Source organism: Acinetobacter sp. CAU_H_56, from assembly GCF_058599425.1.
The window spans coordinates 1,108,764-1,129,133 of sequence record NZ_CM178654.1 but is presented as its reverse complement, the minus strand read 5'-3'; the positions used below and the strand labels follow the sequence as shown (position 1 = coordinate 1,129,133).

General features: G+C 40.5%; 21 protein-coding genes. 11 read left to right on the top strand and 10 right to left on the bottom strand.

Features of this window, described 5'->3' with window-relative positions:
- Positions 1–30 precede the first annotated feature (30 nt).
- Positions 31–1,122 (top strand): redox-regulated ATPase YchF, encoded by a 1,092-nt coding sequence (ychF, locus tag AC4MCC_RS05545; protein ID WP_005236355.1) that lies wholly within the window; start codon positions 31–33, stop codon positions 1,120–1,122.
- 216 nt (positions 1,123–1,338) lie between these two features.
- Positions 1,339–1,953 carry a superoxide dismutase gene (locus AC4MCC_RS05540; protein ID WP_312157597.1) on the top strand — a complete coding sequence of 205 codons (615 nt, stop codon included), beginning with the start codon at positions 1,339–1,341 and terminating at the stop codon, positions 1,951–1,953.
- 209 nt (positions 1,954–2,162) lie between these two features.
- Here the strand turns inward: AC4MCC_RS05540 and AC4MCC_RS05535 are convergent, their stop codons facing one another.
- Positions 2,163–2,297: a hypothetical protein gene (locus AC4MCC_RS05535; protein WP_340810753.1), complete on the bottom strand. Its 135-nt coding sequence runs from the start codon at positions 2,295–2,297 to the stop codon at positions 2,163–2,165.
- A 185-nt stretch (positions 2,298–2,482) separates the two neighbouring features.
- Positions 2,483–2,977 carry a hypothetical protein gene (locus AC4MCC_RS05530; RefSeq protein ID WP_159123256.1) on the bottom strand — a complete coding sequence of 165 codons (495 nt, stop codon included), beginning with the start codon at positions 2,975–2,977 and terminating at the stop codon, positions 2,483–2,485.
- A gap of 128 nt (positions 2,978–3,105) precedes the next feature.
- Here AC4MCC_RS05530 and AC4MCC_RS05525 point away from each other — a divergent pair, with 128 nt between their 5' ends.
- The 6 genes from AC4MCC_RS05525 (at position 3,106) to dapC (ending at position 10,130) form a co-directional block, all read left to right on the top strand.
- On the top strand, positions 3,106–3,834 hold the full coding sequence (locus AC4MCC_RS05525) for an AzlC family ABC transporter permease (protein WP_179993099.1): 729 nt from the start codon (positions 3,106–3,108) through the stop codon (positions 3,832–3,834).
- Positions 3,831–4,178 (top strand): L-valine transporter subunit YgaH, encoded by a 348-nt coding sequence (gene ygaH, locus AC4MCC_RS05520; protein ID WP_419365530.1) that lies wholly within the window; start codon positions 3,831–3,833, stop codon positions 4,176–4,178. Before AC4MCC_RS05525 ends, ygaH begins: the two co-directional genes overlap by 4 nt.
- A 95-nt stretch (positions 4,179–4,273) precedes the next feature.
- The gene (locus AC4MCC_RS05515) at positions 4,274–4,906 is read left to right on the top strand and encodes a hypothetical protein (RefSeq protein WP_419365529.1); all 633 of its coding nucleotides are present in this window, start codon (positions 4,274–4,276) and stop codon (positions 4,904–4,906) included.
- A gap of 127 nt (positions 4,907–5,033) precedes the next feature.
- Positions 5,034–6,248, top strand: coding sequence for a formate-dependent phosphoribosylglycinamide formyltransferase (purT, locus tag AC4MCC_RS05510; protein ID WP_419365561.1), 1,215 nt, complete (start codon positions 5,034–5,036; stop codon positions 6,246–6,248).
- Between the two features lie 23 nt (positions 6,249–6,271).
- Positions 6,272–8,938, top strand: a complete 2,667-nt coding sequence (gene glnD, locus AC4MCC_RS05505) for a [protein-PII] uridylyltransferase (RefSeq protein ID WP_491885777.1) — start codon at positions 6,272–6,274, stop codon at positions 8,936–8,938.
- Between the two features lie 22 nt (positions 8,939–8,960).
- The gene (gene dapC / locus AC4MCC_RS05500; protein ID WP_419374629.1) at positions 8,961–10,130 is read left to right on the top strand and encodes a succinyldiaminopimelate transaminase; all 1,170 of its coding nucleotides are present in this window, start codon (positions 8,961–8,963) and stop codon (positions 10,128–10,130) included.
- Between the two features lie 131 nt (positions 10,131–10,261).
- On the opposite strand, the gene AC4MCC_RS05495 is transcribed toward dapC, so the two are convergent.
- Positions 10,262–10,738 carry a glutathione peroxidase gene (locus AC4MCC_RS05495; protein WP_491876707.1) on the bottom strand — a complete coding sequence of 159 codons (477 nt, stop codon included), beginning with the start codon at positions 10,736–10,738 and terminating at the stop codon, positions 10,262–10,264.
- Positions 10,735–11,154 (bottom strand): peptide-methionine (R)-S-oxide reductase MsrB, encoded by a 420-nt coding sequence (msrB, locus tag AC4MCC_RS05490; protein WP_004784131.1) that lies wholly within the window; start codon positions 11,152–11,154, stop codon positions 10,735–10,737. The genes AC4MCC_RS05495 and msrB overlap by 4 nt, the downstream gene beginning before the upstream one ends.
- Before the next feature lie 152 nt (positions 11,155–11,306).
- Here msrB and AC4MCC_RS05485 point away from each other — a divergent pair, with 152 nt between their 5' ends.
- Positions 11,307–12,542 carry a pyridoxal phosphate-dependent aminotransferase gene (locus AC4MCC_RS05485; RefSeq protein WP_004784132.1) on the top strand — a complete coding sequence of 412 codons (1,236 nt, stop codon included), beginning with the start codon at positions 11,307–11,309 and terminating at the stop codon, positions 12,540–12,542.
- Between the two features lie 58 nt (positions 12,543–12,600).
- Here AC4MCC_RS05485 and AC4MCC_RS05480 read toward each other — a convergent pair whose 3' ends face one another.
- Positions 12,601–13,563 (bottom strand): IS30 family transposase, encoded by a 963-nt coding sequence (locus AC4MCC_RS05480; protein WP_005095842.1) that lies wholly within the window; start codon positions 13,561–13,563, stop codon positions 12,601–12,603.
- 265 nt (positions 13,564–13,828) lie between these two features.
- On the opposite strand from AC4MCC_RS05480, the gene AC4MCC_RS05475 reads away from it, so the two are divergent.
- Positions 13,829–15,037 (top strand): YbfB/YjiJ family MFS transporter, encoded by a 1,209-nt coding sequence (locus tag AC4MCC_RS05475; protein WP_491885776.1) that lies wholly within the window; start codon positions 13,829–13,831, stop codon positions 15,035–15,037.
- Positions 15,038–15,111: 74 nt separating this feature from the next.
- On the opposite strand, the gene AC4MCC_RS05470 is transcribed toward AC4MCC_RS05475, so the two are convergent.
- From AC4MCC_RS05470 to AC4MCC_RS05460, 3 genes are all read right to left on the bottom strand, one after another.
- The gene (locus AC4MCC_RS05470) at positions 15,112–17,100 is read right to left on the bottom strand and encodes an acyltransferase family protein (protein WP_419374632.1); all 1,989 of its coding nucleotides are present in this window, start codon (positions 17,098–17,100) and stop codon (positions 15,112–15,114) included.
- An 88-nt stretch (positions 17,101–17,188) separates the two neighbouring features.
- Positions 17,189–17,740 (bottom strand): M23 family metallopeptidase, encoded by a 552-nt coding sequence (locus AC4MCC_RS05465; RefSeq protein ID WP_419365523.1) that lies wholly within the window; start codon positions 17,738–17,740, stop codon positions 17,189–17,191.
- Between the two features lie 173 nt (positions 17,741–17,913).
- Positions 17,914–18,042: a hypothetical protein gene (locus tag AC4MCC_RS05460; RefSeq protein WP_004784138.1), complete on the bottom strand. Its 129-nt coding sequence runs from the start codon at positions 18,040–18,042 to the stop codon at positions 17,914–17,916.
- Between the two features lie 880 nt (positions 18,043–18,922).
- Here AC4MCC_RS05460 and AC4MCC_RS05455 point away from each other — a divergent pair.
- On the top strand, positions 18,923–19,087 hold the full coding sequence (locus AC4MCC_RS05455) for a hypothetical protein (protein ID WP_491876705.1): 165 nt from the start codon (positions 18,923–18,925) through the stop codon (positions 19,085–19,087).
- A 682-nt stretch (positions 19,088–19,769) separates the two neighbouring features.
- Here AC4MCC_RS05455 and AC4MCC_RS05450 read toward each other — a convergent pair.
- Together AC4MCC_RS05450 and AC4MCC_RS05445 are read right to left on the bottom strand one after the other, a co-directional pair.
- Complete coding sequence (locus tag AC4MCC_RS05450) at positions 19,770–19,955, bottom strand: hypothetical protein (RefSeq protein ID WP_004784145.1); 186 nt, start codon at positions 19,953–19,955, stop codon at positions 19,770–19,772.
- 247 nt (positions 19,956–20,202) lie between these two features.
- On the bottom strand, positions 20,203–20,343 hold the full coding sequence (locus AC4MCC_RS05445; RefSeq protein ID WP_373686382.1) for a hypothetical protein: 141 nt from the start codon (positions 20,341–20,343) through the stop codon (positions 20,203–20,205).
- Positions 20,344–20,370: the final 27 nt, after the last annotated feature.

Genomic DNA, 20,370 nt, shown 5'->3' with positions numbered 1-20,370 from the left:
ATTTTTATATAACGCTTTGTGAGTTATTTCATGGGTTTTAATTGTGGTATTGTAGGCCTGCCTAACGTTGGTAAATCTACGCTTTTCAATGCATTAACTAAAGCTGCAATTGCTGCGGAAAACTTCCCATTCTGTACGATTGAACCAAACACCGGTATCGTGCCTGTGCCTGATCCACGCCTGGACAAACTTGCTGAAATCGTAAAACCACAACGTGTGGTACCAACTACCATGGAATTCGTGGATATCGCGGGTCTGGTGGCTGGTGCATCTAAAGGCGAAGGTCTGGGTAACCAGTTCCTGGCGAATATCCGTGAAACGGATGCTATTGCTCATGTTGTCCGTTGTTTCGAAGATGAAAACGTGATTCACGTCAACGGAAAAATTGATCCGCTTGATGACATCGCAACCATTAACACTGAACTTGCACTGGCTGACCTTGAAACTGTGACTAAAGCAGTGACTCGTCTGGCGAAGTCTGCAAAAGGTGGCGATAAAGAAGCTGTAGCCACTAAAGCCGTTCTAGAAAAAATCCTACCTCTTTTAGATGAAGGCAAACCTGCCCGTGCAGCAAATCTAGATGATGACGAACGTAAACTGGTTCGTGGCTTTGGTCTATTAACACTTAAACCAACTATGTACATCGCTAATGTGGCAGAAGACGGTTTTGAAAACAACCCGCACCTCGATGCGGTACGTGAACTGGCAGCTGCTGAAAATGCAATCGTGGTTCCACTTTGCAACCAGATCGAAGCTGAAATTTCATTGCTTGAAGATGAAGACCGTGCCGAATTCCTGGAAGCAATGGATATGGAAGAGCCGGGTCTGAACGTGGTAATCCGCGCAGGCTATTCACTGCTAGGCTTGCAAACTTACTTCACTGCCGGTGTTCAGGAAGTTCGTGCCTGGACGGTTAAAGTCGGTGCTACTGCCCCTCAAGCAGCGGGTGTCATTCATACTGACTTCGAAAAAGGCTTTATCCGCGCAGAATGTATTGCTTATGATGACTTCGTACAGTACAACGGCGAAGCTGGCGCTAAAGAAGCTGGTAAATGGCGTCTAGAAGGTAAAACTTATATTGTTCAGGACGGTGACGTTCTGCACTTCCGTTTCAACGTATAAGTTTGAAACCAAAAAATAGCCCCGATCATTCGGGGCTTTTTTGTTACCAAATTTGGCTTCTTGCCATTTTCATACGCATATTTACATCCTATTTATAAAAACCTCATCCCATAACATAAATGATAATAATTCTCATTGTATTTAATGCAACTCAAGCGTATTTTAAAATTTAGTCGAAAATTCCACTCACTCAATCACGCTTAAGGACAATTAAAAATGAGCTATACCCTTCCCGAACTCCCTTATGCTTATGATGCATTGGAACCACATATTGATGCTAAAACCATGGAAATCCACCACACCAAACATCATCAAACTTATATCAACAACATCAATGCAGGTATTGAAGGCACAGAATGGGAAGATCTTTCTGTGGAAGAACTGGTGAGCAAAGCCAATCAGGTACCTGAAGATTTGAAAAATAATGTGATTAATAATGGCGGCGGTCATGCCAACCATTCCCTGTTCTGGACAGTAATGAGTCCAGATGGTGGTGGCAATCCTGAAGGTGAAATTGCACAGGCGATCGACAAGGAGCTTGGCGGCTTTGAAGCCTTTAAAGAAGCTTTTACCAAGGCAGCCCTGACCCGTTTTGGCAGTGGCTGGGCTTGGCTCAGCGTGGCACCTGATCAAACCATTATCATAGAAAGCAGCGCCAATCAGGACTCACCCCTCATGCATGGCAATACCCCGATTCTAGGTCTGGATGTCTGGGAACATGCCTACTACTTGAAATACCAGAACCGTCGTCCTGAATATATTGCCGCTTTCTTTAATGTAGTGAACTGGAAGGAAGTGAATCGCCGTTATCTGGAAGCACTTTCAACATAAATCAATACAGTAGGACGAAACATCATGTCTTGGCACTCTTTACGTTTGTTCTGCGGTCTCAGTATTCTTTTGGGCGGAGCAGTGTTGTATCTAGAACGTCTGTTCATGTTGCTTTAAGACATGATCGTCTAATGTATGGGAAGCCTTATTCTGAGGCTTCTTTTATTTTTTGCTGTTTAATTTTTTCTATAGGGAGATGGATTTAAAATTTAAGAACGCAATTCACAGACATTGACGCTATCGAAGCCATTGGTACATGGTGCCACTTCACACGCATGAGACGCTTGTACTGCACTTACTAAAACTGCACTCAGACTTATCGCTAAAAACAATTTATTAAACATTTAAAATGACTCCAAAAATTAACTTTTATCTCTAAATCGCTTGATTATGAGTCAATTATAGAACTTTTTTAATGATTCAGGGCAATCTTTCTTAATTTTAATTATTGTTTATTCATATAAATAGAATCGTTTTTTTATAACAAAAAAGCGGAACCGAAGTCCCGCCTGAAGATTATAAAACCCGATTAAGACTGTTCAGCTACTGCATTACCTTTCTGCTTTGGATCAGTATTTCCCAGTTCAGGATGAGCAATCGCTCCCTGACATTGCTGTTTATCACGTTCATAGTCGGCCTGTTTCTGTGCCACGCTACTGCTATTTTCAACAGTGCTACGTGCCCAGATTTCCAGACTGGTTAAAGCCTTGCGACATAAGGCATATTTTCCTTCCGTCACTGAGTCAGTCATTTTCACATTAATGCGCCAGTCAGTACTCAATTTACGGGCCGGTTGACGTACCTGAGCATCGATCTGTTCCATTTCCTTGTTATAAACCAGCGGATCGACTTCATTCATGAATTGCCATGCAGCATTGGCATAAGTGGTCGCATCATTAGAGAGTTTAGGTGCCGCTTTAATTTCGGCTTTTGGCGCTTGACTGTCATTTCCACAAGCTTGAAGAAATAAGGTGCTGCCGATTAAAACACCGACCAGCATTGCACGTGTCTTGAACATCAACATATCAGAATCGCCAGTTAAACATTTCGGCACTATGCTAGTAAATTCGCGTACAATACACAATCTTGATTTAATCCCTGTTTTAACTCTCTCCCTCAAGGTGTTTTGTGTCTGACCACAATCCAGTAGCGATGCAACCTGCCGGTTTCTGGCAAGGTGCCAAAGATAGCCAGGCCATTATATTTACTTACCTTCCGGTCTCCTTTGCCTTTGGCGTTTCCGCCACCCAATTCGGCTTTACTGCCTGGGAAGCCTTATTTCTGTCCTGCTCCATGTATGCCGGTGCCAGTCAGTTTTTAGTTGTAGCACTACTTGGTAGCGGTACTTCGATCTGGATGACTGCACTGACCGTGATTGCTTTAGACATTCGTCATCTTTTATACGGCCCAGCTTTACAAAACCTGATTCAAGATCGTTTAAACCTGAAGAAAACCGCAGTCTGGGCTTGGGGTCTTACTGATGAAGTCTTTGCTTCAGGTATGATCAAGCTGTCACAACGGCGCCAAGAATGGTCAGAATCATGGATGCTCGGTCTGAGTCTGTTTAGCTGGCTGTCTTGGGCGACAGGTTCATTTCTAGGCGGCTTATTTGCTGATCAGGTCAGTCATCTGCCACAATTCTTGCAGGCGGCTCTAGATTTTCTGCTACCTGCCCTGTTCTTGAGTTTCTTGTTAGCAGCCTTTGAAAAGAAACATACCTTTGTGGTAACCATCACGATTATTGTCTCAGCAGTTGCCTGTTATTTTATCGATCTCTCCGCTGCGATCTTTATCGGCATTAGTTCCGGCATTTTGGCCGGCCTGTTCAAGCACTATGTGCTGAAAAAACCAGATCCTGAATATGCAGGAGATCAATCATGAATCTTGAAATTATTTTGGTCGGGATTATTGTCGGAATTGCCAATTTTGCCTCACGTTTTGGCCCTTTCTATGTGATTCAAAAATTTCAGCAGGGTTCGCAAAAACGTGGTGCACTATGGCTTAAAATTGCCTTGGGTTCGATTGGAATTGCTGCCATCAGTTCCATGCTGGTTGTGGCGACCTTACCGCCCTTATTGGAAACGCCAGACAAAAGCTTTGCCATGCTGATCGGTTTTATTGTGCTGGCTGGACTATATTTTAAGTTCAAGAAAATCGTCATGGCGACCTTAACTGCAGCCTTAACCTATGGCCTGATTTATACCTATATCCCCGTGCCTTTTTAAGCCTTTTAGAAAATTAGAAATCTCATTCAAGACTTATGCTAAATTAAATACATAAGTCTTTTTTATATAAGAAGAAAAATAAGGAAAGTATTGGCATGTTCGAGCCAAAGCAAATGATTGAAGGGAAAATATTTATTCATCATCGACGTGATGAAATGTTGGCTATTTTTAACCAGTATGAATTACCCGGCTGCTATTTTGAATGCTTTATTAATGCACAGAATTTTACTGGTCATTTTGTAGAAGTGGTTGCTGAACCCGCAGATCATGTCCGTGTCATTTATATTCAGAAGCATGGCAAAAATAAAATCATTGCCCTATATAATCAGACTCAACAGGTAATCCATCTGCATCCCAAACAAATCATTTTTAGCCGATGGAGCCTGCTACATAAAGGCATTCCAAATCTTATTTATGTATTTTGCTTTAGTACAATTTTACTGTTTTTATTCTTTGCACTTGTCGCAATGTTAAATCATCAATTCCATTTTTTCACTGTATTCCTCGATGCACTGCAATTTTCAGGATTTGGTTTACTGCTCTGGATATTTGGTTTTATCTGTCCTTTTTTCATTCCCTTTTACGCCTTTAAGAGAATACAAAGTCTGAAACTTCTCCATCAACTTCAGCTCAATGACAAGCAAATTCTGCATATGGAAAAACTCAATCCGCAAAACCGGATTTATCATTTAAACCCTGTGAAAAATACAGTAAAGCAAACTGCCTGATTTCAGATGCGATTCTCTATAAACTTTTATAAATAAAACTGCTGGCCAATATCACAATTTTGTATGAAACTCGGCTTATCTCGGCATTGAGTTCTGTTATGCTAAAAGTCCATAAAATCAAGCATGGATAATACACATGAACGTGACTATTGGTACTCCTCTTCAATCTTCAGCTTTTAAAGTTCTATTGCTAGGTTCAGGAGAACTAGGTAAGGAAGTGGTGATTTCCTTGCAACGTTTAGGTGTAGAAGTTCATGCTGCAGATCGTTATGCAGATGCTCCGGCCATGCAGGTGGCACATTTTTCTTATGTCTTAAATATGGCAGATGCAGCGGAACTCAAACAGCTCATTCAAAAAATTCAGCCGCATCTCATTGTTCCTGAAATTGAAGCCATTGCAACAGAAGTATTGGTTGAAATCGAAGAACAGAATATTGCCACCGTGATTCCGTCTGCCAAAGCAGTTAACCTGACCATGAACCGTGAAGGCATTCGTCGTCTGGCAGCTGAAGAACTAGGCTTACCGACGTCTGCTTATCGCTTTGCCGATTCTCTGGAATCTTTTCGCGCAGCCTGTGATGACATTGGTTATCCAAACTTTGTGAAGCCGGTGATGTCTTCTTCAGGCAAAGGCCAATCTCGCGTGAAAAGTTTTGAAGAAGTCGATGCTGCCTGGGAATATGCGCAAACAGGTGGTCGAGTTAATCAGGGCAAAGTGATTGTCGAATCACAGATTGATTTTGATTTTGAAATTACCCTGCTTACTGTACGGGCTAAGAATCCTAAAACTGGCGAAATCGAAACCTCTTACTGTGATCCAATCGGACACCGTCAGGACTCAGGCGACTATGTAGAAAGCTGGCAGCCTCAGCCAATGAGTCCCGCTGCTCTGGAAGAATCAAAACGTATCGCCAATAAAGTCACCACAGCACTCGGCGGTTGCGGTATTTTTGGTGTAGAACTCTTTGTCAAAGGCGACAAAGTATGGTTTAGTGAGGTTTCACCTCGCCCGCATGACACTGGTCTGGTCACTTTGGCTTCCCAGTTCCAGAGTGAATTTGAACTGCATGCCCGTGCTATTTTAGGCTTACCAGTCAATACAGCTCGCCATAGTGTGGCTGCTAGTGCCGTGATTTACGCAGGTGTCGATGATCGCAATCTTTCATTTTCTGGCCTGAATCTTGCTTTAGCCCATGCCGATACCGATTTACGTCTATTTGGTAAACCTGAAGGCTTTAAACGCCGCCGTATGGGTGTCGCGACTGCGCGTGCAGAAAACATTGAACAGGCTCGCGAGCTGGCTCAACAGGTTGCAGACCAAGTTAATGTGAATCAAAATTAAGTAAATACAACGGACCACTGTTCATGATCAATACCTCCCCGCTGCTGAATTACATTAAAAGTCACAATGACATCAAAGCGATCAATCAATGGCGTAGCGATGTAGAAAATCAGCTTCAGGAATGTTTTGAAAATGGACAATCCATCCGTGACATCATTCAGGCACGCTCTAACCTGATTGATGAGGCTCTGCAATTCTTGTGGAATCATGCTGGACTGGATCAGACTGATTTGGCGCTTTTCGCAGTCGGCGGTTATGGCCGCCGCGAAATGCTGCCATATTCAGATGTCGATATCATGATCCTCTCTGAAGATGATTTCACTCCAGAGCAGGAAAAGCTGATCTCCAGCTTTATTTCCTCTCTTTGGGATGTCGGTAATTTCCAACCGGGCATCAGTGTTCGTACCATCAATGAATGTGTCAATCAGGCCAGCAGCGACCTTACGGTAGCGACTTCCTTAATCGAAGCACGTCTGATTATTGGCAATGAAAATTTGACCAAATGGCCACGCCGGATCGTGTCACAAACTTGGACTGATAAAACCTTTTTTGATGCGAAAATGGATGAGCAGCACAAACGCTATGCTCAGCACAATAATACTGAAAGCAATCTGGAACCGGATATTAAAAATGCACCGGGCGGTATCCGTGATATTAACCAGATTGGCTGGATTGCCAAACGTCATTTCCGTGTCAACCGTATTTATGACTTGGTGCATCTGGGCTTTATCTCAGAGTTTGAACTTGCCGTACTCGAAGAAGCTGAAAGCTTCCTTTGGGAAATTCGTCATCATTTACACCGCCTGACCAAGCGCGATGAAAACCGCCTGCTGTTCGATTATCAACGCGATATTGCGGCGATGTTTGGCTATACCCGTGAAGAAGGTCAGTCACCGAACTATCCAATCGAACAGTTCATGAAGCGCTATTACCGTAGCGCGCAGCAGGTTTCGACCCTGAATGAAATGCTGCTGGCTTATTTTAATGAGTCCGTGATTACCCCACGTTTACCCCAATATGAACGCCAGATTGAGGAAATCAATGAAAATTTCAAACTGGTCGATGGCAAGTTAGCAGTTCAACATCACAAGATTTTCTCGGAAAAACCAAGTGCCATTCTGGAAATCTTCTATTTGCTGGCCAATCGTCCTGAAATTGAAGGGATTCGTGCACGCACTTTACGTCTGCTCACGCTAGCAGCTAAACGTATTGATCAGGATTTCCGTGATAATCCGGTACATCAAGCCCTGTTTATGGCCATCATTCGTTCACCACATCGCCTCTATGAAACCTTGGTAGCGATGAAACGTTATGGTGTCCTGGGCAAATATATTCCGGCTTTCGGACAAATTACCGGCCTGATGCAATATGACCTGTTCCACATCTATACCGTGGATGCGCATACCCTACTCTTGATCCGCAATCTGAACCGCTTCAAGGAACCTGAATTTGCCAAAGAGTTCCCAGTGGTCAGCTCCGTGTTCCAGCGCTTAGCACGGCGTGACATTGTTTATCTAGCGGCTATTTTCCATGACATTGCTAAAGGTCGTGGCGGCGATCATAGTGAACTCGGTGCAGCCGATGCAATTCAGTTCTGCCGTATCCATGGCTTTACCGAACGTGAATGTAATCTGGTTGCCTGGCTGATTGAAAACCATTTGTCCATGTCAGTGACTTCACAGAAAAAAGACATTTCCGATCCGGATGTGGTCAAAGAATTTGCTGAAAAAATGGGCGATATGGAGCATCTGGATTATCTGTACACGCTGACAGTGGCAGATATTAATGCGACCAATCCAAAACTCTGGAATACCTGGCGTTCATCTTTGATGCGTCAGCTTTATACTCATGCGCGTGATGTCATCCGTTCTGGCTTGGGCCGTCCGGTTGATTACCAGATGCTGATTGAAGATACCAAATTTGAAGCCAGTGAGCGTCTGGTAGAACATTTCTCACTTTATGATGTCGAAAAAGTCTGGCAGGAACTGGGCGATGACTACTTCCTGAAAGAATCTGCCGATGAAATCGCCTGGCATACCCGTGCCATTCTGGAACATGGGGATAATCCTGCACCGCTGGTACTAATGCGTGCGCATCGTAAGTATGCACAGGATGCCGTACAGATCTTCATCTATACTCAAGACAAGCCAAATCTGTTCGCTACCACGGTCGCTGTCTTGGATCGCATGAATCTGGACGTTCAGGATGCCCGGATTATTACCGCAACCAAAGCTTTCAGTCTGGATACCTATGTGGTTCTCGACCGTTTTGGCACGCTCCTGACCGATCCGGAACGTGAAGCGACTGTGATTGAAGCCTTACAGGATGCTTTAAGTCATTCTGATGAATATCCAGGTCTGATGCAGCGCCGCATCCCGCGTCAGTTACGTCATTTTGATATTGAAAATACCGTCGATATCACCCTTAATGAAGCTTTAAACCAGAATATGGTTGAAATTGCGACACTTGACCATCCTGGTTTACTTGCGAAAATTGGCGGTTTATTTATGATGCAGGGTCTGGATATTCACTCTGCTAAAATTGCCACACTTGGCGAACGTGCTGAAGATATTTTCTTTGTCACCAAAAAAGATGGCAGCCCAATGACCCAAACAGAGTCTGACAATTTTGCAGCGGCATTAAAAGCTGCTCTGGATGAGGCCTCACATCAGGTCAATGCTCAACACTAACACACTGCTCGGTAACACATTCATGAACTCTAGCTTGTCTTTATTGCATCCATATCCGTTTGAAAAGTTGAATAAACTTTTCGCGGATATCCAGCCTGCGAATATGCCTTTGATTCCCCTTTCAATTGGTGAACCGAAGCATCCAGCACCCGAGTTTGTGAAACAGGCGATTATTGATAATTTTCAGCATCTATCAACTTATCCGAACAGCAAAGGTTTACCTGAATTACGTGAAAGCATTGCCAACTGGCTGACTCGCCGTTTTAAACTCAATAGCATCAGTGCAGACAGCAATGTATTACCGGTCTCTGGTACCCGTGAAGCGATCTTTTCTTTTGTCCAAGCTTTGATCAATCGTGAAGATGCGCCTTATGTGGTGATGCCAAACCCTTTCTATCAGATTTATGAAGGTGCTACCCTGCTTGCAGGTGCAAAACCTCATTTCATCAACTGTACTGAAGAAAATGATTACTTAGGCGACTTTGATACAGTTCCGGCTGAAGTCTGGGAAAAAACTGCCCTGTTATTTGTGTGTACACCGGGCAACCCAACAGGTGCCGTTCTTTCTAAAGAGCAGTTTAAAAAGCTGATTGCACTGTCAGACAAATATGATTTTGTCATTGCTTCTGATGAATGTTATTCAGAACTCTGGTTTGATGAAGCACCGACAGGTTTACTGGAAATGTGTGCCGAGATTGGCCGAGATGACTATAAAAACTGTGTCGTTTTCCACTCCCTGTCTAAACGTTCTAACCTGCCAGGTATGCGTTCAGGTTTTGTTGCAGGCGATGCCACTTTACTCAAACCTTATCTGCAATACCGTACTTATCATGGTGCAGCGATGCCGGTGCAACACCAATTAGCATCAATTGCAGCCTGGAATGATGAAGCGCATGTAGAAGAAAACCGGGTACAGTATCGTGCCAAGTTTGATTTGTTCCAGAAAGAATTGGGTCACTTGCTTCCGCTGAAAAAACCGGATGCCGGATTCTACTATTGGCTTAAAGTGGACAATGATGAAACTTTTGCCAAGATGCTAATGGAAAAAGCGCATATCAAAGTGCTACCAGGCCGTTACCTGTCTCGTGAAACTACGCAAGGTAACCCGGGTGAAAATCATGTGCGTCTGGCATTAGTCGCTGATCTAGCACAATGTGAGCAGGTAATTCAGCGTTTAAAAGCGATTCTTTAATCTTTTAAGATCTAAACATAAATAAAAAACCCACTTTCCGGAAGTGGGTTTTTTTTATGGATTTTGGCTACAAATTATTCTTCTATTTAACTTATTTTCTATTTATTAGAAATTAGACATTTCAAATAAACTTATAAAACCTTTTCAATTTCTGTTTCGAGATCTTCAGGTTTGGTGGTAGGTGCAAAACGGTTTAATACCTTGCCATCACGACCAATCAGGAATTTGGTGAAATTCCACTTAATACCATTTCCTAGAATTCCTTTGGAATTATTGGTCAAGTAACGGAAGATCGCATGCGCTTCTGGACCTTTAACATCTACCTTGGAAAACATCGGGAAAGAAACCCCATAATTTTTCTGACAAAATTCACCGATCTGTTCATTTGAACCCGGATCCTGTCCGCCAAACTGGTTGCATGGAAAACCTAAAATTTCCAGTCCCTGCTCTTTATATTTCTGGTAAAGCTTTTCCAGACCTGCAAATTGTGGAGTGAAACCACATTTGCTCGCGGTATTTACGATTAAAAGTACTTTCCCTTCATAATCTGCAAGTCGTTTGTTTTTCCCATCTAACAATTCAGCTTCAAACTGATAAATGCTGGTCATGGATAAGTTTCCTCGTCAGTTTTTTCTTGTGTTTGTAATTCTAAAGAGGCCGAGTTTACACAATAACGTAAGCCAGTCGGTTCCGGACCATCCGGGAAAACGTGTCCCAAATGTGCATCACAATGATGACAAACAATTTCTGTTCTCACCATACCATGTGAAGTATCAGGTAATTCCTCTACAACTGAGCTGCTCACAGGACGATAGAAGCTTGGCCAGCCGCAACCGCTGTCATATTTGGTGGTTGAAGAAAACAGTGGTGTACCACAGCAACGGCAGACATAAGTCCCTTCCTGTTTTGTATTCCAGTACTTGCCTGTGAATGCCGGTTCAGTTCCTTTTTCACGCGTAATGCGAAACTCTTCTGGTGATAACTCTCTTTGCCATTCCCGGTCTGTTTTATTGAGTTTTCCCATCACTAACTCCTTTAAATCTTTGACATTCAATGTCATGCTTCAGTACTTCCATATTTACGCTAGAGATGAAAAAATTTCTAGCGAAATTTCAGCATAGATTGTGATATTTGCGTAATCTATAGGTTTAACTTAAAAATTAATTGGATGGAATTATGTCCGGTATTGGTAACACCCCCCCTCGCGAGATCAAGAAATCGTCTAAGCTTGAGCATGTTTGCTACGACATTCGCGGACCAGTGTTACGAGCGGCCAACGAGATGGAAGAAGCCGGACATAAAATTATCAAACTGAATATCGGAAATCCCGCCCCATTCGGCTTTGAAGCCCCGCAAGAAATCATTAATGATGTTGCACTGAACCTGCCAAATGCGATTGGTTATACGGATTCCAAAGGGATTTTCCCGGCACGTAAAGCGATCTGCCAGTATTACCAGCAAAAAGGCATTCTGGATATGCACGTGAATGACGTGTATGTCGGCAATGGCGTATCTGAGCTGATCGTGATGGCGATGCAAGGCCTGCTGGATGACGGCGATGAAATGCTGATTCCAATGCCGGATTATCCATTATGGACTGCAGCAGTGAACCTGTCTGGCGGTACTGCGATTCACTATAAATGTGATGAAGAAGATCACTGGTATCCAGATATTGCGGATATGGAAAGCAAAATCACGCCAAATACCCGCGGGATCGTGATTATCAACCCGAATAATCCGACCGGTTCGGTTTATCCGCGTCATGTATTACAGCAAATTGTAGATCTGGCGAAGAAATATGACCTGATCCTGTTTGCAGACGAAATCTATGACAAGATTGTCTACGATGGCATTGAACATGTATCAGTAGCTTCGCTTGCAGGCAAGCAATTATGTGTATCGTTCAATGGTTTATCTAAGGCCTATCGTATTGCCGGCTACCGTTCAGGCTGGATGGCGATTACTGGTGATAAATCACGTGCAATGGACTATATTGAAGGCCTGGATATGCTAGCTTCAATGCGTCTTTGCGCGAATCATCAAGCACAATATGCAATTCAGACTGCACTCGGTGGCTATCAATCTATTAATGACTTGATCCGCCCAGGTGGCCGTCTATATGAACAACGCAATATTGCCTGGGAAATGCTAAACGAGATTCCAGGTGTATCTTGTGTAAAACCTGAAGGTGCAATGTACTGCTTCCCTCGTCTTGATCCTGAAATCTATCCGGTTGAGGATGACGAGAAACTGATGCTTGATCTGTTACGTGCCGAGAAAGTTCTATTGGTTCAAGGTACTGGTTTCAACTGGCCAACACCGGATCATTTCCGTGTGGTGTTCCTGCCAGCAGAAAATGAACTGCGTGAAGCGATTACCCGTTTAGGCCGTTTCCTGGCAAAAATGCGTTAATTTATAAAAGTTAACTCAAAAAACCGCATTCATGAATGCGGTTTTTTATTGGGCGGATTCAAGCGGCAAGTGCAACAGTATAAAAACCAGCCATAACTTCACTAGGCGTATACCAACCTAGTGTTTTTCTAGGACGATGGTTGAGTGCAAATTCTATCTGCTCTATTTGTTCGTTTGACACGTCATCAAACGATGATGATTTTGGCAGATATTGCCGGATTAAACCATTCGTATTTTCATTCCTTGCTCGTTGAATAGACTTGTAAGGATCAGCAAAATACGTATCTATGCCGGCATCAGTGATTCTTTTGTGTTCGGCAAATTCCTTACCATTATCAAAAGTAACACTATAAGCATGGCTCATCCGTAAACGATCTAATGCACAAGTAATCGTTTGAGAGGATGCTCTCGTTGGCCCTAAATGAACAATATGTACGTACAGGCTCTTTCGATCAACGAGAGTTAATAAAGCACCTTTATGATGTTTACCAATTACAGTGTCACCTTCGAAATCTCCTAAACGTTGTCGTTGATCAATGACCTGGTCTCGGCAATGAATACTTGTTTTATCAATGATTTGCCCCCTACGATCCGTGTTTTTGTAACCTCGTTTTCGATATTTCTTCTGATGCCTTAAATGTAGGTGGAGTTTACCGCCTTTTGATTTATCTTCATAAATGTACTGGTAAATCCACTCATGTGAAGGTACATCCAGCCAACCGCGTTGTGTTAAAGCGCCTAAAATTTGTTCTGGTGACCAGTCCAAGCCAATCAAGTAATCAATATAAGCGAAGGCAAATGCTGTCATGGGTGATGAAGGACGGTACCGTCTTTGACTTGCAAATTTCGCTGCCTGTTGAGCTCTATATCCACGTTGCCCAGTATTTCTTTTTAATTCACGGTAGATGGTTGATCGTGAACGCCCTAACTCCCGAGCAAGGCTAGCGATTGAACTTTTACTTTTCAAAGTAGCATAAATTTCGTATCTTTCATCTTGAGAAAGTTGGGTGTATTTCTTCATTGTGTGCTTTCCAATTGCGAGTTGAAAAAGTCCAATGATTCTACGAATACACCTAACTTTTTCAACTAACTACAAATGTGTCGCACTTGAGATTTGAATCTGCGTTGTTTAAAAAATTTCCGCGACAAGCTTTATAGATATTTAAAAAGAGGCATGCTGTTAATCCAGAGTTTCTTTTCTCAATAAAATCTATTCAGCCTTTTCTCCTTTAGCTTGATGATTCATGCTATTTTTTGAACAAATATAAAACTCCGAGAGTACATGGATGTCCTCAAATACGGTCAAGCTTAGTCTTTTTCTCTGCCTGAGCATGTGCTTAGGCATCGGCATTCTGCGTTTTTCCTATACTGCCCTGTTACCTGGTACACGTGAAGCCTTTGTCTGGAGCGCGAGTTTTGCCAGTCTTTTGGGTAGTGCCAATCTGCTGGGTTATTTAATTGGTGCTTTTTCAGCGATGCGCTTGCCCCAAGATCGAAGCATGAGTACCTTTATCCAGCTTGCTGCAATAGCTGGAATGGTTAGCTTATTCTGTTGTGCCTTTTCAGGATTTTCTGAAATCTGGTATATCAGCTGGCGAGTAATTTCCGGTATTAGTGGTGGCCTACTCATGATTTTGTCACCAAGTGTCGTGGCTCAGTGCTGTAATTTAAAAGACCGTTTTAAAATCAATTTTATTGGTTTTAGCGGGATTGGATTAGGGGTTTTACTGGCTACCCTGTTTCTGCCTTATCTTGACCAGATTTCCATACGTACGGCCTGGCTGATCTTATGTGGGTTTGCCCTTATGATTTGTATCTGCTTAAGCCTACTGATACAACAATTTAAACCCTATCTAGCTAAACAATCTGTTTCTCACCCTTCTCAAGTCCCTTTAAATACAGTTTTTTATAGTTTACTGGTGGTTTATGCTTGTAGTGCATTTGCCTATATTCCGCATTCCCTGTTCTGGATTGACTATCTCAGCCATGAACTAGGATTAAGCTTATTTTGGATTAACTTTAACTGGATTCTATATGGCTTAGGCAGTGCCTTAGGAGCTTTCTCTGCCTATATTCTGGCAAGAAAATTTGGCAATTTTACTACCTTGAAAATTCTTTATAGTGTATATATTCTGGCAATTTTTATCGCGACTCTAAATGCTAATCCATTCCTGACTTTTAGTTCTTCTTTTTTTACTGGAATGTTGAATCCCGCTGTGGTTTTCCTTACCTCTTATACCATTTTACAACTGTATGGACTGGCCTATAAAAAGCTTTGGAGCATTGCGACTCTATGTTTTGCCTCTGTTCAGCTGATTGGAGGATTGAGTTTTAGTGCCCTGCAATATCTTGGATTAAACTACCATCAACAGTTTATGCTGGCAGCTTTAGTTTTATTAGCCGGAACTTTGCAATTGGTCTGGAATACACGTTCTTCCAAATATAAGACAGATGAGCAACCGCAACCGGTTTCTGTTCAAGAAGAGAAGAATTAAATAAAAATTAAAGTCAGACAATGACCCAAATCCCAATTGATAAAACCACATCATTAAACGTGGTTTTATTCCATTTAATCTTTCTTCAAATCTTTAAGCGGGTTACCAAACTGTTTTAGATATTCAACACCCAATTGCCGTGAACCCTGATCATTAAGATGATTATCATCCTTAAAACGATACAAAGGTACATCATTCAGCATCGTTTTACATGCCTGCTGATCACAGATGACTTTGGTTGGATCAATAATTTTCAATTGCGGATATTTCAGTTTTGCTTCTGCCAAAATCTGATTGAATTGCTTTAAATGTGCTTCATAACTTCTTCGGGAAACTGTACATGAAGCGTTCCGATGAAGAATCTCATTACGAATATTACAATCAGAAGGAATATTCTCCCAATCAAGGCGTGGTACATCATTAATTAGAACCACCTGATCACTAGATTGATGGGCAATTTCTAAGGCCTTCATCAAGCCTGCTTTAAATATCTCTTCATCTGAATCATGGATCCCATCTTTAATTTTTAACTCGTCACTAAAATACGGTGCATAAGAGCCTGCCAGTATAATCATTGGATAACGGGTTTCTGCCAGATGCGCAGTAATAGCATCATTACGTTTTTGGAATTTGGTCAATTCTTTCCATTGATTCAGCTTTAATTCAAATCGCTGCACACCTGGCAGATAAAAGGTAGAACTTTGTGTAACGTCATAACCGCGTAAATTGGCGTCCTTTGCCCATTCATCCAGCATTGCTGTATAGGCATTGGCATGGGAATCGCCAATCAACAGGAAATCAATATCTTCTTTAGATTGTCCTAAGATACAATCTTGAGCACTGGGCAAAACATTTGGATCCGCAGTATCCATGCAGTTACTACGAATCACATGTGCATACGTATGTAATGCTTCCTGTTTGTCATGGACCGATTTTGGAAAACGCTCCGGGAAACCTTCATGTGTTTTGATGGTTTGGGCGATCGCAATAAAACTGGCTGCAGGCAACAGAAACCCAAGAATAATCACTTTATAATTTGCAGCCATCACAAAGCGTTTCAGTGGTGTTTCAGCCAGTTTATAAGTCAGAAATGCACATATAAGTGACAGAAAAACAATAATAATCTGATTTTCCAGATTCAAGGGCAGCATATAAATGCCAAAGAATACGATGATTGGCCAGTGCCATAGATACAGAGGATATGAAATTTTGCCAATCCATGTACTAAGACGATTACTCAGCAATAAATTACTTGAAGATATGGATTGCCCCAGATAAATAATGAGTGCCGTTGCAAGACATGGGATCAATGCCATCAGTCCCGGAAATGGGGTTTGCTGATCAAAATAAATTGCAGTTGCAAATAGAACACCCACTCCCGCCCAGACCAATCCCTGTAATAGTTTTTTTGGCACATTTGGTTTTGGCAAGCAGCTAATCAATGCGCCAATCAACAACTCAAACGCCCGTACCGGCATACTATAATAAGCTTTGGCCGGATTATGAGTCAGTTGTTGTTGGGCGTATATAACTAAAGTGACAATGAATACACTAATGACAAACCAAAGATATTTACGCGAGGTTTTACTCAAGAATAACCATAGTAAGAGTGGCCAGAAAATATAAAACTGCTCTTCTACGCCCAATGACCATAAATGTAATAAAGGCACATTTTCTACATTCGGACTGAAATAATCTCCTACCTCATTCCGCATATACAGATTGGCAATAAGCACAGTCGCATACATGACACTTTTGAAATATTCTATCAGTTCACCCGGCAACATCACCTGCCAGGTAATTAGACTGACAATTGCCAGTACAGTAAAATATGCAGGTGCCAGACGGATCACCCGTTTCTTATAAAACCGGGCAATTGAAAATTGCTGCAACTCAATATCGCGCGTCAGAATGGTCGTGATGAGATAACCGGAAATGACAAAGAAAATATCAACACCAATATAGCCGCCAGAAAATAATGACCAGCCGAGATGATTGAAAATGACCAATGATACTGCAATAGCTCTCAGGCCATCGATATCTGGTCGATAAGCAAAACTCATAAAAACACGAAAAGCGGGAGATACGCTATTTTATGCTTTTCACTCTTTAGATGGCGATCTTTTACATTTTTTTTACATTCACTTGCGCTTATTCCAATTCTTCTACCTTTAAATAAGGATAAGGATTGGTTGCACCTTCCCCACTGAGATAAATCCCATAATGCAAATGTGGTGGTGTATTTTTTGCATTACCGGTATTGCCGACATAGGCAATGATTTCACCTGCTTCTACCCAGTCTCCTTCCTGAATATGTTCAGCATAATCATCTAGATGAGCATAATAATGTTGGCTTAAATTCGGGCCAGTAATCCAGATAACTTTACCGCCCAAATTATTGGTTCCAATCTTGCGGACGATCCCTTGGGTCGCACTGACTACCGGTGTTCCCCGTTTAGCAAAAATATCAGTCCCCTCATGTTTGCGACCTTCACTCCTTGCTCCACCCCAGGTATCCTGAATCTGGCGAGCTGTTACTCCTTGTACAGGAATTTCTACTGGTCTAATCAGCTCAGCTTTTTTTAATTGCCAATAGAGGTACGGACTTTTCCAGCCCGCTGGCTCACCTGAGGGCGGTGGCTGACAGGCAGTGAGTAATATATTTAAGGAAAATATTAAAAGCAGGATTCTGGGAATTTTCACAATAGCTCACATAGCCGTTTAATGAGGGGTTCGTTTTATCTTAAGGAATACACAGAAATTTAAAGTCAAAATCCTGTTATTTTTGGTGATGTTTTTTCCAGATTATTTTTCAGAAACAGTCTTAAAAATAACAAAACCCTCAGCTGAGGGTTTTGTTAAATCAAGTCTAAATTTTATTTACGCTTTTTCGCACGGGATGGTTTAGAGGGTTGCTGCTGTTGCTGTTGTTGCTCTTCATTTTGAGCACTGTCCTTTTTATCCTTTTGCTGGACTTGCTTGTGTTTTGCTCTTGATTTAGCCATAGCATAAACTCCTTTGAAGAACTGTCTCTATCACTGGAAGTTGCATTAATCACTCTAACCTTTATATAAAATAAGCCAATCACTGAGCTGTATCTAAATACGTCAATGTAAAAGCATCTTTATTAAGTGATTCAATTCTGATTAGATCTTTATTCAAGGTATTTACATCGCTTACATAGCGTTGCATGTTGATACCTGTTTTAACTCTGAGTATAGATCTGGTTTTCTGAATGAAACCTTTCAAAAAATCTAACAATAAATGCGGGTCCAATGTGATGAGCCAAATTCAGCATTGATTTATCAACGTTCACAAAGTTTCCAGTTCAGACTCAGACCAACACAGTAATAGTATATTTAGCATGAGAGGCTACAAAAATGTAGACCACAGTTTTCGCTATAAAGGAATAACTGCATGATAAGGTAAATTGAATATTAAATCTGTATTCAAAGTCATCTTGTCACTATCTTCAGGTTTAACAATTTATTAATTTCCGATTGTGGTGCTACTTCCATAGAATCTGCTAAGGTTCAAATATTCTTAGCTCTATAATATTTTCTATTGTTCTTATTTTAATTATTTTTTAATCCATATTATTTTATTCAATAAATGATTATATTTTCTTTAAAGGAATTAAATTTTAAGTTTATTAAATTTATATCATTCTAGTTATAAATTTAAGAAAATTTAATATTTTCAATTTCTAAAACATTTCTTTAATTAATTCTACAAAATAATTCATAAGATAATTGTTCTTACATAAGGTGAAAGGGTTTTCACGCTAAGCCCGAATATCTTACATAAGCAGATACCGCTCATACATGCCCACAGAGTTTTATACCCTACACTGAAATCAAGTTTTAGAAAATTAGAGGATTTTATATGAAACAGTTTTCGAAAGTTCTAATACTCATCATGATGGGTTTTTATGGTACTTCTACTATTGCAGCAGATGCTATTCCTTTGGAAGCTAAAGCCGCCGCAGAAGCACAAAAAGCTGCACTAGAATATTCTGAAAATCAGAAGAGTGATTCAGACTCAGACTAAAAACAAAATAAAGCCCACGAAGGGCTTTATTTACATACGGGGAACCATTAGGAAAAGTTATTTTAATAACTTAATGATTGTCCTACTCCATAAACCATCAAGGTAATAAGGAATACGACCAATGCGGAGACAGCTAATTCTGCTTTAGTCATGTGTTTTACCCTCATGGAGAGCTGTATATTATTTATACACCATCTAAGCATAAAACTAAATAACAAAATATTACATAATCTTGAATAATTAAACTAAAGTAAAACAAAACATAAGAGATCAAGACTATAAATTAAACATTTATTGTCAACCAATATCTATTTAATTTTCATAAATTTATAGAATTTCATTTGAAAAAATTAATAGATTATTTCTTTAAAACCATAAAATAATCTTTGTTTATAAAAAATTTTTCTATGTAATATATTGCCATTCTAAAATTTAAGCTTTTGAACTTAATATCTTTTTAAGTTATTTCATAGGTTTTAATTTTACTACTTCATAATTTATTTTCCTTATTTTCTATCAAATTAATACTAGACATCAGAACTATATTTTTAAATAATCAATAACTGCTAATTTACTCTCAATGAAATTATTTTTCTCTATAAAGATCATTTTTTATTATTTTTAAAAATATCAATTTATAAACTTAAAGATTCTTATAAAAGAATCTTTAAGTTTTGAATTACTACATAGATTTGAGTACTTCTAACTCGAAATCAAGCTCCATCATCTTTTCCAGATTTGGTACAATTGCATTCACCCAAGTGCCACTATTCCAGACTTTCAGAATTCCATTTTCTTCCTTATAGAATGCACAGTCCTGAGCTGATATATGATGAATAACCTGGGTTCCTTCTGGTATATTTCTCATACAAACCTCCACACATTTGGTTTATTTTTAATTTAGCAGAAGATTTGAATTTTTCGTTTACATTGCTTTATAGAGTTGTATTAATTGACTATTTAATAGATTAATCATGTAACTTTCATTTTGATATAAATTTTCTTACTCATCTTATCTAAAAATATTTAAATGATAAAAATAAAAAATCCCAACAGGATATGTTGAGATTCTCTATTTATAATTAGCTTAAGCTAACGGTAAATATGAATAATGCTCAGGCTATAAAATCTCGTAAAATGTGTTGATTTATTACTTCATCAAAACTTAGATTTGAAAGATTTTGCTTGTTATGTTTGACGGTTTTATAACAATAACTCGCTGCAATACCCATACTAATTAAAGTCAACAATTTCATTGTTCACCTCAAAATTAAAAATATTAG

Coding starts and splice junctions, on each gene's coding strand:
- ychF (WP_005236355.1), top strand. CDS start 31: ATGGGTTTTAATTGTGGTATTGTAGGCCTGCCTAACGTTGGTAAATCT.
- AC4MCC_RS05540 (WP_312157597.1), top strand. CDS start 1,339: ATGAGCTATACCCTTCCCGAACTCCCTTATGCTTATGATGCATTGGAA.
- AC4MCC_RS05535 (WP_340810753.1), bottom strand. CDS start 2,297: ATGTTTAATAAATTGTTTTTAGCGATAAGTCTGAGTGCAGTTTTAGTA.
- AC4MCC_RS05530 (WP_159123256.1), bottom strand. CDS start 2,977: ATGTTGATGTTCAAGACACGTGCAATGCTGGTCGGTGTTTTAATCGGC.
- AC4MCC_RS05525 (WP_179993099.1), top strand. CDS start 3,106: ATGCAACCTGCCGGTTTCTGGCAAGGTGCCAAAGATAGCCAGGCCATT.
- ygaH (WP_419365530.1), top strand. CDS start 3,831: ATGAATCTTGAAATTATTTTGGTCGGGATTATTGTCGGAATTGCCAAT.
- AC4MCC_RS05515 (WP_419365529.1), top strand. CDS start 4,274: ATGTTCGAGCCAAAGCAAATGATTGAAGGGAAAATATTTATTCATCAT.
- glnD (WP_491885777.1), top strand. CDS start 6,272: ATGATCAATACCTCCCCGCTGCTGAATTACATTAAAAGTCACAATGAC.
- dapC (WP_419374629.1), top strand. CDS start 8,961: ATGAACTCTAGCTTGTCTTTATTGCATCCATATCCGTTTGAAAAGTTG.
- AC4MCC_RS05495 (WP_491876707.1), bottom strand. CDS start 10,738: ATGACCAGCATTTATCAGTTTGAAGCTGAATTGTTAGATGGGAAAAAC.
- msrB (WP_004784131.1), bottom strand. CDS start 11,154: ATGGGAAAACTCAATAAAACAGACCGGGAATGGCAAAGAGAGTTATCA.
- AC4MCC_RS05485 (WP_004784132.1), top strand. CDS start 11,307: ATGTCCGGTATTGGTAACACCCCCCCTCGCGAGATCAAGAAATCGTCT.
- AC4MCC_RS05480 (WP_005095842.1), bottom strand. CDS start 13,563: ATGAAGAAATACACCCAACTTTCTCAAGATGAAAGATACGAAATTTAT.
- AC4MCC_RS05475 (WP_491885776.1), top strand. CDS start 13,829: ATGTCCTCAAATACGGTCAAGCTTAGTCTTTTTCTCTGCCTGAGCATG.
- AC4MCC_RS05470 (WP_419374632.1), bottom strand. CDS start 17,100: ATGAGTTTTGCTTATCGACCAGATATCGATGGCCTGAGAGCTATTGCA.
- AC4MCC_RS05460 (WP_004784138.1), bottom strand. CDS start 18,042: ATGGCTAAATCAAGAGCAAAACACAAGCAAGTCCAGCAAAAGGATAAA.
- AC4MCC_RS05455 (WP_491876705.1), top strand. CDS start 18,923: ATGAAACAGTTTTCGAAAGTTCTAATACTCATCATGATGGGTTTTTAT.
- AC4MCC_RS05450 (WP_004784145.1), bottom strand. CDS start 19,955: ATGAGAAATATACCAGAAGGAACCCAGGTTATTCATCATATATCAGCT.
- AC4MCC_RS05445 (WP_373686382.1), bottom strand. CDS start 20,343: ATGAAATTGTTGACTTTAATTAGTATGGGTATTGCAGCGAGTTATTGT.